Here is a 16,423-nt window from a genome sequence, read left to right on the forward strand (position 1 = left end):
CCGTGGAACCTTGGCATCGACCGAGGCTTGGTCAGCAGCCCACCAAGGACACCCACCATGCAGAGCTTCACCTGTCCCGCCTGTCACGCCCGCGTCTATTTCGAGAACACCTTCTGCGCCTGCGGCGAGCCGCTTTTCTATGAACCCGAGGCCCGCGCGATGCTGAACCAGGCCGACCCCTGCGCCAACCGCGACGCCATCCAGTGCAACTGGGCCGCCATTCCCGGCGAATCCCTGTGCCGGTCCTGCGCCATGTCCGATGTCGTCCCGGCGCTGCATATCGGCGACAACCAGCAGCTTCTGGAACGGGCCGAGCGGGCGAAACGCTGGGTGCTGGCCAACCTGTCGAACTGGCAGTGGTTCACCGACGCCGATGGGGGAATGCGGCCACGCTTCCAGATGCTGTCGGAAAACACCGGCGGGCGGGCCGTGCAGATCATGATGGGCCACGACAACGGCGAGATCGTCATCAACGTGACAGAAGCCGACGAACTGATCCGCATCCAGCGCCAGCACAAGCTGGGCGAACAGTACCGTTCGATGGTAGGCCATTTCCGGCACGAACTGGCGCATTTCCTGTTCGACCGCCTGGCCGTGGCGCCGGGCTTTCTGGACGGGTTCCGCCCGCTGTTCGGGGACGAGACCGCAGATTACAATGCCGCCCTCCAGGAGCACTATGCCAACCCCAAATCTCCCGGAGAGGATTTCATCACCACCTATGCGACTTCTCACCCGCACGAGGACTGGGCAGAAACGGTGGCGCATCTGCTGCACATGGTGGATTTCACAGACAGCTTCGTCAGCGCGGGCCTGTCGATGAAGGCGGTGCCCGAAGGCTATCAGCCCTATGCCGACCAGAACGCCGACAACCTGCTGAACATCGCGGCCGAGGTCGCCATCGCCATCAACGACATCAACCGCGCCCTGGACAATTCAGACCTGTATCCCTTCATCCTGACGCCGGCCATCCGCGCGAAGATGACCTTCGCGCATGGATGGATCAGCGACCATGCCGCGCGCGGGGCCTAGGATTCGGCCTTTTCCTCCAGCATCAGCCATTCCTCCTCGGCCGCGGACAGGGCGTGCTGACGCTCGGCCAGGGCCTCGGTCGCCTTCTGGAACTTGGTGGGGGCGGTCTGGAACAGGTCGGGCTGGGCCAGGAATTCGGACAGCTTGGCGATTTCCGCCTCAAGCCGTTCGATCAGCCCCGGCAGCGCCTCGAGGCGGTGGCGTTCGGTGAAGGACAGGCCGGAACGGGCGGCCTTGGCTCTCTCGGGCGCGGCCTCGGGTTTTTTCACGGGTTCGGCTGTCGTGGGCGCATCCTCGCCCCGCTGGGCGCGGTAATCGGTCCAGCCTCCCGCATAGACGGTGGCCTGCCCATCCCCCTCCATCGCCACGGTGGTGTCGGCCACGCGGTCGATGAAGTCGCGGTCGTGGCTGACTAGCAGCACAGTTCCGTCGTAATCTCCCAGCAGATCCTGCAACAGATCCAGCGTTTCCACGTCCAGGTCGTTGGTCGGTTCGTCCAGCACCAGCAGGTTCGAAGGCCGAGCCATCAGCCGGGCCAGTAGCAGCCGCGCCTTCTCGCCGCCCGATAGGCTGCGGACAGGCGCGCGGGCCTGCGCGTCGTCGAACAGGAAATCCTTGAGATAGGCGACCACATGCCGGGGCTGGCCGCGCACCATCACCTGGTCGGCCCGCCCCGAGACGCGCATCTCGGGATCGCCGGTCAGCGATTCCCACAGCGTCTGGTCGGGGTTCAGCGCCGAACGGGTCTGGTCGAAGACCGCCAGTTCCAGATTGGTGCCCAGCGTGACAGTGCCCTGATCGGGGGCGATTTCCCCCGTCAGCATCTTGATCAGCGTGGTCTTGCCCGCGCCGTTGGGACCGACGAAGGCCACGCGGTCGCCCCGGTTCACGCGCAGATCGAAAGGCCGCAGGATCGTGCGCCCGCCGAAGGCCTTGGCGATGCCCTTGGCCTCGATGACCTTCTTGCCCGATTGCGGCCCGGAGTCCAAAGCCATCGCAGCCGTGCCTTGCCGCCGGATCTGGGCGCTGCGTTCCGCCCGCAACGCCGCCAGGGCGCGGACCCGGCCCTGGTTGCGCTTGCGCCGGGCGCTGATGCCTTCGACGGCCCAGCGGGCCTCGGCCTTGATCTTGCGGTCCAGCTTGTGGCGGGCCTCATCCTCGGCCGCCCAGACGGCTTCGCGCCAATCCTCGAACCCCTCGAAGCCGCGCTCCTGGCGGCGGACCTCGCCCCGGTCGATCCACAGGGTCGCGCGGGTCAGGCGGCGCAGGAAGGCGCGGTCGTGGCTGATCAGCACATAGGCGGCGCGGGTCTGGGACAGGTGATCCTCCAGCCAGCCGATCGCCTGGATGTCCAGATGGTTGGTCGGCTCGTCCAGCAGCATCAGTTCGGGCGCCTGGGCCAAAAGGCGCGCCAGCGCGGCGCGGCGGCGTTCGCCCCCCGATGCGGTGGCGACGGGACGGGCGGGATCGAATTTCAGCCCCTCGGCCGCCATCTCGACGCGATAGGACTCGGATTCAGGCAGGCCGGAGGCGGCGAACTCGCCCAGCGTCGCAAAGCCGGACAGGTCGGGATCCTGTTCCATATAGCCGGTGGAGACCCCGGCGCTGACCACGACCTCGCCCCGGTCGGGTTCGACCAGGCCCGCCATGACCTTCATCAGCGTCGACTTGCCCGATCCGTTGCGCCCCACCAGGGCCACCCGGTCGCCGGGCTGGACGGTCAGGGACAACCCCTCGAACACGGGATCGCCGCCGAAGGTCAGGGAAATGTCGGTCAGTTGAAGAAGGGGTGCGCGTGCCATGCCCGCGCCCTAGCCTGCGCGGGGCGGGCGGTCAATGGATCCCGCCCAAGGGGACTTGCGCATCGTGCAATTCGCTTTCACAACTCGGGCCACGGTTCAGGAGGCTGCCATGGCGCGCAAGATCATCATCGACACCGATCCCGGCCAGGACGACGCCGTGGCGATCCTGCTGGCGCTGGCCAGCCCGGAACTGGAGGTGCTGGGCCTGACCGCCGTCGCCGGAAACGTGCCGCTGGCCCTGACCGAACTGAACGCGCGCAAGATCCTGGAACTGGCCGGCCGCCCCGACATTCCGGTCTTCGCGGGCTGCGACCGGCCCCTGTCGCGCCCGCTGATCACGGCCGAACATGTCCACGGCAAATCCGGCCTGGACGGGATCGACCTGCCGGAACCGCAGATCGGCCTGCACCTGCGGCACGCGGTGGATTTCATCGTCGAAACCCTGCGCCGCGAACCGGCGGGCACGGTGACGCTGGTGCCCATCGGCCCGCTGACCAATATCGCCCAGGCCTTTCGCCAGGCGCCCGACATCGTGGCCCGCGTCCAGGAAATCGTCCTGATGGGCGGCGCCTATTTCGAGGTGGGCAACATCACCCCCGCCGCCGAATTCAACATCTTCGTGGACCCCGAGGCCGCAGCCGAGGTTTTCGCGGCGGGGGCGCCGCTGGTCGTCATGCCGCTGGACGTGACGCACGAGGCGCTGACATCGCGCGACTGGATCGATGGAATGCGCGCCCTGCCCGGCCGCTGCGGTCCCGCCATCGCAAGCTGGACGGATTTCTTCGAACGCTTCGACAAAGAGAAATACGGCAGCGAGGGCGCCCCCCTGCACGATCCCTGCACCATCGCCTGGCTGCTGCGCCCCGACCTGTTCACGGGCCGCCATATCAACGTGGAGATCGAGACCGAGGGCCGCTTCACCGCAGGCATGACCGTGGCCGACTGGTGGCGCGTGACCGACCGCCCGGCCAATGCGAATTTCATCCGCCATGTGGATCGCGACGCGCTGTTCACGCTGCTGGCCGACCGGCTGGCGCGTCTGCCCTGACCTATTTCGGGCCGGGCAGCGGCACGGTGCCCGCGCCATCCCCCAGGGCCGCGTTCAGCCGCGCGACCAGGGCCTGCGTCATGTCGATGGCGTCCATCGACACGAAGACCGTGCGCCGGTCCAGCACTGCCACGGCACCGCGTTCCTGCATCATCTCGGCCATCAACGGCCGCGCGGCGCGATAGAAGGCGGTGCGGTCGGCCTCTGCCCAGGCGTTCAGATCCTGGACCACCTGCGCCCGCTGGCGGCGCACCTCGGTCGCGCGGGTATCGAACGCCTCGGCCAGCTTGCGGAATTCGGCCGGATCCATGGTGCCGCGCTGTTCGGTCAGGGTCGCTTCCTCGGCGGAAAGCTGGCTTGCCAAACGCTCGTTCTCGGCCTCGATCTTGCCGCCTTCCTCGTCCAGCACCCGCTGCGTCCGCCGGCCCCAATCGGATGCGGCGAACAGCACGTCCTGATCCACGGTCAGGATCGGCGCCGCACTGCGCGCCGCATCGGCCGGGGGCTGGACGGCAGGCGCAGGGGGCACAGCGTCCTGCGGGGACTGCTGCGCCAGGGCCAGCCCCGGCGCGACCAGCAGCAAAGCGACCGCAAGCCGCCGGTAAACCGCCATCAGAACCGCGTCGAGATGGTCAGGTCGAAGTTCTGCGGTTCGTCGTAATCCTCTTTTCGGATCGCCTTCGAGAAGTTGAACCGCAGCGGCCCGATGGGCGTGGTCCAGAACAGCGACGCGCCGACCGAGGCGCGGATGTTCATCGAATCGTCGACGATGGCGCCGCCGGTGCCGACCGTGTTGTCCAGCCCCCAGATCGACCCGACATCCGCGAACAGGCCGCCCGAAATCCCGTATTCCTCGGGCAGGCCGACCGGGAATTGCGCCTCGGTGCGGACCACCCAGAAATAGTTGCCGCCCAATCCGTCCTGGTTCTCGGCGGCCAGGTCGCGCGGGCCGATGCCGTTGGGTTCGAATCCCCGGATCCGGGTGCCGCCGCGATAGCGGTCCAGGATCCAGGTCGAATAATCGCTGTAGGAATGGATCGCGCCGGCCTCGAATTCGGCGCGCAGGGTCACTTCGTCGCGCCAGGCCGTGCTTTCCACGCCCGCCAGAAGGCCGGTGGTCACGCTTTTCGTATCGCCGCCCAGCCCCGCGAAGTCCTGAGAGAACCGCAGCTTGTAGGTGGTCAGCGGATCCAGCCCGGTGATGCGGGTATCCCAGTTGTAGCTGTAGCCAAGCGCCGAGGTGACGCGCTGCCCTTCCTCGGCCTTCAGCAGGTCCGAGCTTTCATCCTCGACCCCGCCCAGCGTTTCCTTGGACAGGCGATAGCGCAGTTCAAGCCGCCCGTTTTGCGAGATCGGAAATTCGATGGACGGACGCACCCCCACGGATCGGGTGTTATAGTCCGAGTTCAGGCTTTCGGTGACGTTGTAATAGGTGTTGAAGCCGAAGCGCAGGTCGCGGCCCAGGAAATAGGGCTCGATGAAGGTCAGCGACGACGACTGGTCGCCATCGGCGGTCGAGATCGACAGGCCGACCGTCTGACCCCGACCCAGGAAGTTGTTTTCCTGCAAGGACGCGTTCAGCCCCACGCCCGAGGACACGCCATAGGACGCCCCGAAGGATAGCGACCCGGTGGGCTGTTCCTCGACGTTCACGTCGACGATGACCTGTTCGTTGCTGCTGCCGGGGCGGCTGTCCACCTGCGCGTCGCTGAAATAGCCAAGCGCGCGAATCCGTTCGGCGGCGTTGCGGATTTCGCGGGGGTTGAAGGGATCGCCCTCGACCGTGTTGAACTGGCGGCGGATCACCTGGTCCAGCGTGGTCGTGTTGCCCTCGATGTCGATGCGTTCCACGAAGACGCGCGGGCCGCGGGTCAGCGCGAAGGTCAGATCCAGCGTCTGGTTCTGTGGGTTGCGCGTCACGCGGGGTTCGATGTTGACGAAGTTCAGGCCTTGCTGGATCGCCACGGTCTCCATCCGGCGGATGGTGTTGTCGATGGCGGCGGGGTTGTAGACATCGCCCCGGTCCACGCGGTTCTGCGCGGCGAAAGGCCCGGCATCGACGCCCGGAATTTCCGAAATCGTGTTGACCTGCGCAAAGCGATAGCGCGGGCCTTCCTGGATATTGAAGGTGATATAGAAGGCGTCGCGTTCACGGGCCAGTTCCGGCGCCACGGCCTGCACCCGGAAGTCGGCATAGCCCCGCGAACGATAGAAATCGGTCAGAAGCTGTTCGTCCAGTTGCAGCCTTTCGGGCGCGAAGGTGTCGCGGCGGATGAAGGTGCGCAGGATGCCCGCCTGCTTGGTATCCAGCACGTTGCGCAAGCGGCGATCGGAAAAGGCGCGGTTTCCGGTGAATCCGATGCGCTCGATTTCGGTGACATTGCCCTCGCGCACTTCGAAGACCAGATCGACGCGGTTGTCGCTGCGGCGGATGATGCGCGGATCGACGCGGGCGGCCAGGCGGCCCTGCGCGGCATAGGCCTGGGCGATGTTGCTGGCGTCCTGCAAGGCCTGGCTGGGCTGATAGACCCGGCGCGACTGGCTTTGCACGATTTCGGCCAGCTGCTCGTCCTTGATGCGGCGGTTGCCCTCGAAGCTGATCTGGTTGATGGTCGGATATTCGCTGACCCGGATCACCAGGACGCCGCCTTGCGGGACGATCTCAACCGTCTCGAACAGGCCCGAGTTTTGCAGCCGTTGCAGCGCGTCGTTCAACTCGCCCGCCGACACGTCCTGGCCGCGCGCGATATTGGCATAGGACAGCACGGTCGCCGGTTCGACACGGACCGCGCCCTCGATCCGCACGTCGTTGAAGACATAGGCCGAAGCCGCGCCGGGGATCAGCGCCGCCGGGGCTGCAATCGTCAAGGCCGTCACCAGGGCGACCGCGCCCCTGCCCAGTTTCCGTGTCATTGCTGCCCCTCTTGATCGTCAGCCTGCTTTGGCGCTGCTTGCGGCGCCTTCTTTTGCACCCAGCTTTTGCCTCAAACCGCCTGCCCTGTCAAAAGCGCATCGCGGTCAGGGGCAGAAAAGATCGTTGGTCAGGCCGAAAATCATCAGCGACAGCACCGCCGCCATCCCGATCGCGGTCAGCAGGCTCAGCGCCCTGTCCGAGGGCGGGCGGCCGGTCAGGGCCTCCCATGTGTAGAACATCAGGTGGCCGCCATCCAGGACCGGGATGGGCAGCAGGTTCAGGAATCCGATGGCGGCAGACAGCACCGCGATCCACCACAGGAAATTGCCGCCCCCCGCGCTGGCCGCCTGCCCGGTGCTTTCGGCGATGCTGATCGCGCCGCCCAGGTTGCACGTCCCGATCTGGCCCGAGATCATCGCCCACATCCCCGACAGGGACGAGGTGACGATGCCCCAGGTCTGCGCACCGCCCAGCCACAGCGCCTCCAGCGGCCCGGCGCTGCGGGTGGCGGGGGAAAAGAAGCTTTCGCCGCCGGTCACGCCGATCAGCCAGCGGCGTTCATAGCCGCCGCCCTCGGCGGGCAGATCCTGCATCTTCGGGACCAGCGTGTAATCCGCGACGCCCGCGCCGGGGCGCCAGACCTGCAAGGCCAGCGGCTGACCCTCGGCGGCCTCGACCGCCTCGCGCATCTGGGTGAAGCGGCTGACCGGCTGGCCGCCGATGGCCATCACGACATCGCCCGCCCGCAGCCCCGCATCCGCAGCGGCGCTGCGCGGGGCCACGCCGCTGATCCGGGCGGGCATCGGATCGGGGCCGCGCACGGTGATCTCGGATCCGTCGCGCAACACGCGCCAGTCATGCCAGGGCGCCGGGGGCAGGGTTTCGGCGGCTTGGGCGATGCCGCCCCAATCGCGCACCGGCTGGCCGCCGACCGCCAGAACCACATCGCCGGGGCGCAGTTCGTTCACGACGCCCGGCGGAGCCTCGGCGATGGTGCCGACCTGCGGCTGTTCGACCGGGATGCCCTGAAAGATCGCGAAACCGCCGAAGATCAGGATCGACAGGATGAAATTGAAGACGGGCCCGGCCAGCAGCGTGGCGAACCGCGCCCAGAGCGGCGCGCCCGTCAGCGTCTGCCGCCGCACCGCCGGATCGACCGCGCGCCCCGGCCCCGCGCTGGCCGCATTGGCGTCGCCAAGAAACCGCACATAGCCGCCCAGCGGAATCGCCGCCACCTGCCACAGCGTGCCGCGCCGGTCGCGGCGGGACAGCAGCCGGGGACCGAAGCCCACCGAAAAGACTTCGGCCCGGATGCCCGACAGCCTGCCGATATAGTAATGGCCGAACTCGTGGACGGTGACGATCACCGCCAGGGCCACGAAGAACGCCGCCAGCGTCCACAGGGTACCGCCGAATTGCGGGATCAGGTCACTCATGCGGCGGCTTCCTTGCGTGCTTCGCGGTCCCAGTGCAGGACCGTTTCCAGATCCGCCGGATCATCGCCGAAACCCGCCCGCGCCGACAGGGCCTGCAAGGTCATTTCCACGCGAGGGGCCATCTGCGTGAAAGCGATGCGCCCGGCGATGAAATCGTCCAGGGCCTGTTCCTTGGCGGCGTTGAAGACCGCCCCCGCCATGCCGCCCGCCGCCATTACCTCTCGCGCCAGGCGCAGGGCGGGCCAGCGGACCTCATCGGGGGCGCGGAAGGTCAGGCTGCCAAGCGCGGCCAGATCCAGCGGCGCCACCGGCAAGGGCGCGCGACCGGGCCAGTTCAGCGCATAGCCGATGGCATGGCGCATGTCGGGCGCGCCCAGATGGGCGATGGTGCCGCCGTCCACATGGCTGACCATCGCGTGAATGATGGATTCGGGGTGGACCAGAACCTTGATCTGATCGGGGCGGAGCGCGAAAAACTCTTTCGCCTCGATGACCTCCATGGCCTTGTTGAACATGGAGGCGCTGTCGATGGTGATCCGCTGGCCCATCGCCCAGTTGGGATGGGTGGACGCCTCGGCCACCGTCGCCGCCGCCAGCCGCTCCAGCGGCCAGTCGCGGAAGGCGCCGCCGGATGCGGTGATGGTGACATCCTCGACGGAGTCGAGCTTATCGGATCCAAGAGCCTGAAAAACAGCGGAATGTTCGGAGTCGACCGGCAGGATGGTTGCGCCGCTGGCCCGCGCCGCATGGCGAAGCAGCGGCCCGGCGCAGACCAGCGATTCCTTGTTGGCGAGCGCCAGAACCCCGCCCTGTGCCAGTGCGGCCAACCCCGGCGCCAGCCCCGCCGCGCCGACGATGGCCGACAGGATCCAGTCCGCGGGGCGGCCTGCTGCCTCGACCAAGGCGTCCGGCCCGGCGGCGGCCTGGACGCCGCTGCCAGCCAGGGCATCGCGCAGATCCCCAAGCAGGTCGGGATGCGCGGTCACGGCGATCTCGGCCCGCAACTCGCGCGCCATCTGCGCCAGTCGCGCGATGTTGCGCCCGCCGGTCAGCGCAACGGTGTGATAGGCGTCCGGCCCCGCCCGGCGGATCAGGTCGACGCCATTCGCGCCCACGGACCCGGTGGCCCCGAAGATCGAGATTCGCCGCATGGATCAGTTCACCGCCGGCAGCGCGGTCAGCAGCCCGATCAGCATTGCCGCCAGCACCGCCCCCGTCACCGCGTCGAAGCGGTCCATGAAGCCGCCATGGCCGGGGATCAGGTTCGAACTGTCCTTGACCCCCGCCCTGCGCTTGAGCCAGCTTTCGGCGATGTCGCCCATCTGCCCGGCAAGGCAGACAAGGGGCGAACACCAGACTAGCGAGACATCGCCGCGTCCCATACGCCACAGCAGCAGCCCCAGCAGCAGCGCGCCCGCCCATCCGGCCACCGTGCCCGACCAGGTCTTCTTGGGGCTGAGCGAGGGCCAGAATTTCGGCCCGCCGATCATCCGGCCGAAGAAATACCCCGCCGTGTCCGAGATGATCACGATCCCCATCAGCCACAGCACGAAGTTCAGGCCATAGTCTTCCCGGAATCCGACCAGCCCATAGGCGACCAGCATGATCGCCGCACCGAAGATCGCATAGGTCCAGCGGTCGCGCGGCTGGGCGCCGGGGATGCCCGCGATCAACGGAAACAGCAGCGCAAGGATCGCCGCTGGATGATCGAAGCCGTGGGCCACGACCTGCGACATGAAGGCGATGATCGCCAGGGCAAAGGGCCTCCAGGCGCCGAAGATTCCGGGATGAAGGCGCGGGTTCTTCCAGCCCGTCATCGCCGCCAGTTCCCAGAAGGTCACGGCGGAAATCACCGCCATCGCCAGCCGCAGCCAGTTCCCGGTCGCCACCGCCAGCATCACCCCGATGCCCAGCAGCACCAGCGTCGAGGCGACGCGCCGGGACAGATCGGCCCATTTGCCCGGCGGGGGCTTCACGGCATTGACGCGCCCCGCGCTCATACGCCCCCGAAACGCCGATCGCGCATCCCGAAACGGTCCAGGATCTGCGCAAGGTGGTCGGGGGTGAAATCGGGCCACAGCGTCGGCGTGAATTCGTATTCCGCATAAGCCGCCTGCCAGGGCAGGAAATTCGAGGTCCGGGTTTCGCCCGAGGTGCGGATCACCAGGTCGGGATCGGGATGGTCCGCCGTGTCCAGGCAAGCGGTCAGGTCGGCCTCGGTCGGCGCCTCGATCTCGCCCCGCGCGATCTTCTGCGCCAGCCGGGCCGAGGCGCGGACCAGTTCGTCGCGACCGCCGTAATTGATCGCCACGGTCAGGTTCAGCCGGGTATTGCCCGCCGTCCGCGCCTCGATCGAGGACATCAGCGCGCGCAGCTTGTCGTCCAGCCGGTCCCGCCCGCCGATGAAGCGCAGCCGCACGCCCTCGGCCGCCATGCCGTCGGCCTCGTACTGGATATAGCGGCGGAAGATCTTCATCAGACCCAGGACTTCCTCGGTCGTGCGCTTCCAGTTCTCGGTCGAGAAGGCATAGACCGTCAGCCAGTTCACGCCCAGATCCGGACAGGCGCGGACGATCTGCTTGACGCGCTCGGCCCCCCGGCGGTGGCCGACCAGGCGTGGCCAGCCGCGTTCGGTCGCCCAGCGGCCATTGCCGTCCATGATGATCGCGACGTGTCGAGGCCGCTGATCGACCCCGCCGGTGGTCAGCAGCGGTGCGGTTTCAGCGGCCATAATCGTTCCTCAGACCTGCATGATCTCGGCTTGCTTGCCTTCAAGCGCCTGATCCACGTGGGCAATCATCTTGTCGGTCAGTTCCTGGACAGCGGTTTCCCAGAACTTCTGGTCATCCTCGGGCATGCCGTTGGCCTTGCCCTTCTTGATCTGGTCCATGCCGTCGCGGCGCACGTTGCGGATCGCGACGCGGGCATGTTCGGCATATTGCGCGGCGACCTTGGTCAGTTCGCGGCGGCGTTCCTCGTTCAGTTCGGGGATCGGCAGCATGATGATTGTGCCGTTCAGTTGCGGGTTGATGCCCAAGCCGGATTCGCGGATGGCTTTCTCGACCTTGCCGACCATGCCCTTGTCCCAGACGTTGATCGTGACCATGCGCGGTTCGGGGACGTTGACGGTGCCAAGCTGGTTGATCGGGGTCATCTGGCCGTAAGCCTCGACCTGGATCGGTTCCACCATCGAAGCCGAGGCCCTGCCCGTCCGCAGGCTGGAGAATTCGTGGCGCAGGCTTTCCATCGCGCCCTTCATCCGCCGTTCCAGATCGTCGATGTCGATTTCGATGTCCTCTGCCATGGGGAACTGCCTCTGCATTGAATTTTGATTGCTTGTAACCAGAGATGCAAACCTTGGCAAAGACTTTGCCCCACATCTGGGCAAGCCTTCGCCAGTCCGGTCCGGCTGGAAACGGTTCTAGTTATGGACCCGCGTATAGGTGCCCCGGCCTTCCAGGATGCCCCGGAACCCGCCCGGCTCGTCCAGCGAAAAGACGATGATCGGCAGCCGGTTGTCGCGGGCCAGCGCAATCGCGGAGGCGTCCATCACGCCCAGGTGCTTTTGCAGCACCTCGTCATAGCTGACTTCGCCGTAACGCTTGGCGTCGGTGTGCTTTTTCGGATCCTTGTCATAGACACCGTCGACCTTGGTGCCCTTGAAGATCGCCTCGCAGTTCATCTCGTTCGCGCGCAGCGTCGCCGCCGTGTCGGTGGTGAAATAGGGGTTGCCGGTGCCTGCGGCGAAGATCACGATCCGCTTCTTTTCCAGGTGGCGGATGGCGCGGCGGCGGATGTAGGGTTCGCACACCTCGTCCATGCGGATGGCGCTGATGACGCGGCAATGCAGACCCTTGGCCTCCAGCGCGGCCTGCATGGCAAGCGCGTTCATGACCGTGGCTAGCATCCCCATGTAGTCGGCGGTCGTCCGCTCCATCCCCTGGGCGCTGCCTTGCAGGCCCCGGAAGATGTTGCCGCCGCCGATGACCATGCAGACCTCGACCCCCATCTTCTGGACCGATTCGACCTCGTCCGCGATGCGGGCGACGGTGGGCGGGTGCAGGCCGTAACCCTGGTCGCCCATCAGCGCCTCGCCCGAGATTTTCAGCATTACCCTGCCGTATTGCGCGGGCGCCGTGGCCCGATGATCGGTCATGTTGGTTCCTTCGTGTCAGCGCCGGTCGCTTTCATCGCCGCGCAAAATGTCGCAAAAGGCGGCGGTGTTCAACCATCCGAAAGCCCGCCTGCCGTGATCGACCTGGACCAGATCGACCCCGCGCGCCACCTGCTGATCGCAGGCCCGACCGCCAGCGGCAAATCCGCCCTGGCCTTGCGCGTGGCCCAGGCCCAGGGCGGGCTGATCGTCAATGCCGACGCGCTGCAAATCTGGTCCTGCTGGCGGGTGCTGACCGCCCGCCCGTCCCCCGGCGACGAGGCGGCGGCGCCCCATGCGCTGTATGGCCATGTCGCGCCGGGCGTGCCCTATTCCGTGGGCGACTGGCTGCGCGACGTGGCGGGGCTGCTGGACCGGCGGCTGATCGTGGTGGGCGGCACCGGGTTGTACCTGACCGCCCTGACGCAGGGGCTGGCCTATGTCCCGCCCATCCCGCCCGCGATCCGGGCCGAGGGCGATGCCCGGCTGGCCGCGCCCGGCGGGCTGGCGCGCATGGTGGCTGATCTTGACCCCGCCACCCGCGCGCGCATCGACACCCTGAACCCGGCCCGCGTCCAACGCGCATGGGAGGTGCTGACGGCCACCGGGCGCGGCCTTGCCGACTGGCAGGCCGACACGCCCCCGCCCCTGATCGCCCCTGCCGATGCGCAGCGCATCCTGGTTACGGCAGACCGCGACTGGCTGGCTGACCGGATCGCGCGGCGGTTCGACTTGATGATGCAGCAAGGCGCACTGGACGAGGTGCGGGCCATGCTGCCGCAGTGGGATCCGTCGCAGCAATGGGCACGAGCCATCGGCGCGCCGGAACTGACCGCATTCCTGCGGGCCGAGACGGACCTGCCGACCGCCACGGAACGGGCGATCATCGCCACCCGCCAATATGCCAAGGGCCAGCGGATCTGGTTCCGGGGGCGGATGAGGGACTGGCAACCGCTTGCCGCTGATGCAAAAAACACACGCCATGATTGATCCGCGCATCGCCTGATTGAGCGGACGACAGCTTTCGGCAATGATCCGCTTATTTAGTGGTGTTTGCAGGCGGTCCTCATGTCAGCGTTCGGGCCTTCGCAGTGGAACGGTTTTCCTTTCTCGCCCAGCCGCATCCGGGCGGGACGGCGGGTGGCGGACAGCGACGTCAACGCGCCCGGCATTCCCGATGCCCCCGACGCCGTCCCCGACCGCCCGACCGTCGACACGCCCGCCGCGGTGGCCGCCCCCGCCGCGCTGCGGCCCGCCCTGCGCGAAGGCCGCCCCGTCGGGCGCCAGCAGGGAATGCGGCTGCTGCCCTTGCAGGCCTTCATCTGGGGCAGCCGGGCGATGCCGCCGCAGCCCCGCACCCGGCCCGATCACGCGCTGATCTGGGTGATCGAAGGGCGGATGCGACTGGATTTTCCCCGCAGCCATGTCATCCTGCGCGCGGGCGATCTGCGCCATGTTCCGGCGGGGACCGCCTTCGCCGCGATCCCTGCGGCGGGGACGCAGGGACATGTCGCGCTGATCTCGGCCAGCCTTGCGGCGCGGGTCCAACCGCCGCTGCCGGATCGGGGAATGGCCGCGCATGTCGGTTCCCACGCCGCGCAGCTGGAGGCGACGCTGCACGAACTGGCCTTGGAAACCGCGAAACCGGATGCCGGAACGCTGTCCTGCCTGCTGAACCTGCTGTCGCTGCGCCTGGGCCAGCTTCAACCCGGCCGCCCGCCCGAACCGGCTGCGGGCGCCGCGCCGGATCTGCCGCTGATCGAAGCCTTCCTGGCGCTTGCGGCGCAGCGGCTGGGATCGGCGGGATCGGTGGCGGAACTGGCGGCGGACCTGAACAGCACGATGGGGGCGCTGGACCAGGCCTGCCTGGCGGCGCGCGGCAAGCGGGCGGTAGACCTGATCCACGACCTGCGACTGGAACGGGCCGTCGATCTGTTGCGTCACACGCAGCGCCCCACGCTGCGCATCGCGGCCGAACTGGGCTATTCCAGCCATGCCCATTTCATCCGGGCCTTCGTGGCGGCGACGGGACGCACCCCCGACGCCTTCCGCGCTCAGTCCTGCTGATCGGCCTGCGGATCCGCCTGGGGTCTGCCGCGAAAGCCGGTGGCGACCACGAATTTCTCGGATGAATCGCTGCGGCTGGCGGGCGGCTTGACGTTCGCCACCTTGTCGAAATTGCGCTTCAGCATCGCCTGCATTTCCGTTTCCGCGCCGCCAGCCAAGACCTTGGCAACGAAGGTTCCGCCGGGTTCGAGGATGTCGAAGGCCAAGGCCGCCGCCGCCTCGACCAGGGCGACGATGCGCAGGTGGTCGGTGCCCTTGTGGCCGGACGACGCGGCGGCCATGTCCGACATCACCACATCAGCAGGACCGCCCAGCCAATCCTTGACCTGCTGGTCGGCCCCCTCGGACAGGAAATCGAGCTGATGGATCTCGGCCCCGGCGATGGGATCGACCTCTTGCAGATCGACGCCCAGAACCTTGCCGACCGCCTTGCCGGATTTCTCGCCCAGGGCGTTCACGCGGCCCACGGCGACCTGGCACCAGCCGCCGGGCGCGCAGCCCAGGTCCACGACCCGCGCGCCGGGCACCAGGAAGCGATACTTGTCGTCCAGTTCCAGGATCTTGTAGGCCGCGCGGCCGCGATAACCCTCGCGCCGGGCGCGGGCCACATAGGGGTCGTTCAATTGCCGTTCCAGCCACAGCTTGCTGGACAGCTTGCGGCCCTTGGCGGTCTTGACCCGCACCCGCAGGTCGCGCTGACCGCGCCCGCTGGATTTGCCCTCGCGGCTGCCGGGAGCCTTCGTCATCGTCATGCCACTCCGTTCAATCCATCGGCTGCCAGCACCCCATCGCGCACCATCTGGGCGTAAAGCAACCCCTCTCGCAGGCCGCGGTCCGCGACCGACAGCTTGCTGGTGGGCCAGACCCGCATCAGCGTTTGCAGGATCGCCGCCCCCGACATGATCAGCGCGTGGCGTTCGCGGCCGATGCGCGGATCGGCGCGGCGGCCGTCGGGACCAAGCTGAAGATAGGAATGGATCACCCGGTCGATCTGGTCGCTGGTCATCTCCAACCCGTCGACCTTGGTGCGGTCATAGCGGCGCAGCCCCAGGAAGCTGGCCGCGACCGTCGTCACCGTGCCCGACGTGCCGATGATCTGGAACCCGTCATCGGGAGAACCTTGCGCATAGGGGGTAAAGCCCGACAGCATTTCCTCGAAATACCAGCTCATCAGGGCGAAGCGGCCCTGATCGTCCTCGACATCGGCGAACTGGTCGCGCAGCGTGGCCACCCCCAGCGGCACGCTGATCCAGTCCACCACCCGCGCCCCGCCGGGCTGCGGATTGCCGAAACCGTCCGACAGCCGCATGATCGCGCGGGGGCGTTCCTTGGGCTCCACATCTTCCAGGTCGATCCAGACCAGTTCCGTGGACCCGCCGCCGATATCCACGACCATCAGCGTCTCGGTCTTGTGGCTGACCAGCGGCGCGCAGGAAATCACCGCCAGCCGGGCCTCTTCCTCGGCCCCGATGGTTTCGATCTGCAACCCGGTCTCGCGCCGGATGGTGCGCATCAGGTCGCGGCTGTTGCGCGCGCGGCGGCAGGCCTCGGTCGCGACCAGGCGCATGTTGCGCACCCGGTGCTGTTCCAGCTTGCGCCGGCAGACTTGCAAGGCATGGATCGTGCGCGCCATGGAACTGCGCGACAGCCGGCCAGACGCTTCCAGCCCCTGGCCAAGCTGCACCGGCTTGGAGAAGCTGTCGATAACCTGGAACTGACTGCCCTTCGGTCGGGCAATCAGCATCCGGCACGAGTTTGTGCCGAGGTCGAGGGCAGCATAAAGCGCCCCCTCCTCGGGGTTTCGGGTGCCAGACGGCTCTACCGCAGGTTTCGGGAACGCGTCCGCACCCGCAGGACGCTTGGGCGTCATGACAACACGCCCTCCGATATCAAGTTGAACAAAACGTAACGCGCCCCCCCGACCCGATCAAGGGGCGGCGAAACGGTGATTGCCCAAGGGATGCCAATCGGTTG

15 protein-coding genes are annotated in these 16,423 nt (G+C 67.4%); 4 read left to right on the top strand and 11 right to left on the bottom strand.

Annotated elements, in window-relative coordinates; all coding sequences use genetic code 11:
* Positions 1-57 precede the first annotated feature (57 nt).
* Positions 58-1,029 carry a zinc-binding metallopeptidase family protein gene (locus tag PARHAE_RS16655; protein ID WP_126155693.1) on the top strand — a complete coding sequence of 324 codons (972 nt, stop codon included), beginning with the start codon at positions 58-60 and terminating at the stop codon, positions 1,027-1,029.
* On the opposite strand, the gene PARHAE_RS16660 is transcribed toward PARHAE_RS16655, so the two are convergent.
* Positions 1,026-2,831 carry an ABC-F family ATP-binding cassette domain-containing protein gene (locus PARHAE_RS16660; RefSeq protein WP_126155694.1) on the bottom strand — a complete coding sequence of 602 codons (1,806 nt, stop codon included), beginning with the start codon at positions 2,829-2,831 and terminating at the stop codon, positions 1,026-1,028. The genes PARHAE_RS16655 and PARHAE_RS16660 overlap by 4 nt on opposite strands.
* 109 nt (positions 2,832-2,940) lie before the next feature.
* Between PARHAE_RS16660 and PARHAE_RS16665 the strand changes: the two genes are divergently transcribed.
* The gene (locus PARHAE_RS16665) at positions 2,941-3,879 is read left to right on the top strand and encodes a nucleoside hydrolase (RefSeq protein ID WP_126155695.1); all 939 of its coding nucleotides are present in this window, start codon (positions 2,941-2,943) and stop codon (positions 3,877-3,879) included.
* A gap of 1 nt (position 3,880) precedes the next feature.
* Here the strand turns inward: PARHAE_RS16665 and PARHAE_RS16670 are convergent, their stop codons facing one another.
* From PARHAE_RS16670 to pyrH, 8 genes are all read right to left on the bottom strand, one after another.
* Complete coding sequence (locus tag PARHAE_RS16670) at positions 3,881-4,492, bottom strand: OmpH/Skp family outer membrane protein (RefSeq protein WP_126155696.1); 612 nt, start codon at positions 4,490-4,492, stop codon at positions 3,881-3,883.
* Positions 4,492-6,792: an outer membrane protein assembly factor BamA gene (gene bamA, locus PARHAE_RS16675; RefSeq protein ID WP_126155697.1), complete on the bottom strand. Its 2,301-nt coding sequence runs from the start codon at positions 6,790-6,792 to the stop codon at positions 4,492-4,494. The genes PARHAE_RS16670 and bamA overlap by 1 nt, the downstream gene beginning before the upstream one ends.
* Before the next feature lie 105 nt (positions 6,793-6,897).
* Positions 6,898-8,229, bottom strand: coding sequence for an RIP metalloprotease RseP (rseP, locus tag PARHAE_RS16680; RefSeq protein ID WP_126155698.1), 1,332 nt, complete (start codon positions 8,227-8,229; stop codon positions 6,898-6,900).
* Positions 8,226-9,380, bottom strand: a complete 1,155-nt coding sequence (gene dxr, locus PARHAE_RS16685) for a 1-deoxy-D-xylulose-5-phosphate reductoisomerase (protein WP_126155699.1) — start codon at positions 9,378-9,380, stop codon at positions 8,226-8,228. The genes rseP and dxr overlap by 4 nt, the downstream gene beginning before the upstream one ends.
* Before the next feature lie 3 nt (positions 9,381-9,383).
* Positions 9,384-10,229, bottom strand: coding sequence for a phosphatidate cytidylyltransferase (locus PARHAE_RS16690; RefSeq protein WP_126155700.1), 846 nt, complete (start codon positions 10,227-10,229; stop codon positions 9,384-9,386).
* Positions 10,226-10,960 carry a polyprenyl diphosphate synthase gene (gene uppS / locus PARHAE_RS16695; protein WP_126155701.1) on the bottom strand — a complete coding sequence of 245 codons (735 nt, stop codon included), beginning with the start codon at positions 10,958-10,960 and terminating at the stop codon, positions 10,226-10,228. Before uppS ends, PARHAE_RS16690 begins: the two co-directional genes overlap by 4 nt.
* A 9-nt stretch (positions 10,961-10,969) precedes the next feature.
* The gene (frr, locus tag PARHAE_RS16700) at positions 10,970-11,533 is read right to left on the bottom strand and encodes a ribosome recycling factor (protein ID WP_126155702.1); all 564 of its coding nucleotides are present in this window, start codon (positions 11,531-11,533) and stop codon (positions 10,970-10,972) included.
* Between the two features lie 117 nt (positions 11,534-11,650).
* Positions 11,651-12,385: a UMP kinase gene (gene pyrH, locus PARHAE_RS16705; RefSeq protein WP_126155703.1), complete on the bottom strand. Its 735-nt coding sequence runs from the start codon at positions 12,383-12,385 to the stop codon at positions 11,651-11,653.
* A gap of 93 nt (positions 12,386-12,478) precedes the next feature.
* On the opposite strand from pyrH, the gene miaA reads away from it, so the two are divergent.
* Together miaA and PARHAE_RS16715 are read left to right on the top strand one after the other, a co-directional pair.
* On the top strand, positions 12,479-13,372 hold the full coding sequence (miaA, locus tag PARHAE_RS16710; RefSeq protein WP_241232855.1) for a tRNA (adenosine(37)-N6)-dimethylallyltransferase MiaA: 894 nt from the start codon (positions 12,479-12,481) through the stop codon (positions 13,370-13,372).
* A gap of 150 nt (positions 13,373-13,522) precedes the next feature.
* Entirely contained in the window at positions 13,523-14,449 is a 927-nt protein-coding gene (locus tag PARHAE_RS16715) for a helix-turn-helix domain-containing protein (RefSeq protein WP_164555295.1), read from the top strand.
* Here PARHAE_RS16715 and PARHAE_RS16720 read toward each other — a convergent pair.
* The gene (locus PARHAE_RS16720; RefSeq protein ID WP_126155706.1) at positions 14,437-15,201 is read right to left on the bottom strand and encodes an RlmE family RNA methyltransferase; all 765 of its coding nucleotides are present in this window, start codon (positions 15,199-15,201) and stop codon (positions 14,437-14,439) included. The two genes, PARHAE_RS16715 and PARHAE_RS16720, sit on opposite strands and share 13 nt — an antisense overlap.
* Entirely contained in the window at positions 15,198-16,319 is a 1,122-nt protein-coding gene (locus PARHAE_RS16725) for a Ppx/GppA phosphatase family protein (protein WP_126155707.1), read from the bottom strand. Before PARHAE_RS16725 ends, PARHAE_RS16720 begins: the two co-directional genes overlap by 4 nt.
* Positions 16,320-16,423 lie beyond the last annotated feature (104 nt).

The sequence above is a fragment of the Paracoccus haematequi genome (genome assembly GCF_900631945.1).
In the GTDB taxonomy this organism is placed as follows: domain Bacteria; phylum Pseudomonadota; class Alphaproteobacteria; order Rhodobacterales; family Rhodobacteraceae; genus Paracoccus; species Paracoccus haematequi_A.

Coding starts and splice junctions, on each gene's coding strand:
- PARHAE_RS16690 (WP_126155700.1), bottom strand. CDS start 10,229: ATGAGCGCGGGGCGCGTCAATGCCGTGAAGCCCCCGCCGGGCAAATGG.
- pyrH (WP_126155703.1), bottom strand. CDS start 12,385: ATGACCGATCATCGGGCCACGGCGCCCGCGCAATACGGCAGGGTAATG.
- PARHAE_RS16665 (WP_126155695.1), top strand. CDS start 2,941: ATGGCGCGCAAGATCATCATCGACACCGATCCCGGCCAGGACGACGCC.
- PARHAE_RS16725 (WP_126155707.1), bottom strand. CDS start 16,319: ATGACGCCCAAGCGTCCTGCGGGTGCGGACGCGTTCCCGAAACCTGCG.
- dxr (WP_126155699.1), bottom strand. CDS start 9,380: ATGCGGCGAATCTCGATCTTCGGGGCCACCGGGTCCGTGGGCGCGAAT.
- uppS (WP_126155701.1), bottom strand. CDS start 10,960: ATGGCCGCTGAAACCGCACCGCTGCTGACCACCGGCGGGGTCGATCAG.
- bamA (WP_126155697.1), bottom strand. CDS start 6,792: ATGACACGGAAACTGGGCAGGGGCGCGGTCGCCCTGGTGACGGCCTTG.
- PARHAE_RS16720 (WP_126155706.1), bottom strand. CDS start 15,201: ATGACGATGACGAAGGCTCCCGGCAGCCGCGAGGGCAAATCCAGCGGG.
- rseP (WP_126155698.1), bottom strand. CDS start 8,229: ATGAGTGACCTGATCCCGCAATTCGGCGGTACCCTGTGGACGCTGGCG.
- PARHAE_RS16660 (WP_126155694.1), bottom strand. CDS start 2,831: ATGGCACGCGCACCCCTTCTTCAACTGACCGACATTTCCCTGACCTTC.
- PARHAE_RS16655 (WP_126155693.1), top strand. CDS start 58: ATGCAGAGCTTCACCTGTCCCGCCTGTCACGCCCGCGTCTATTTCGAG.
- PARHAE_RS16670 (WP_126155696.1), bottom strand. CDS start 4,492: ATGGCGGTTTACCGGCGGCTTGCGGTCGCTTTGCTGCTGGTCGCGCCG.
- frr (WP_126155702.1), bottom strand. CDS start 11,533: ATGGCAGAGGACATCGAAATCGACATCGACGATCTGGAACGGCGGATG.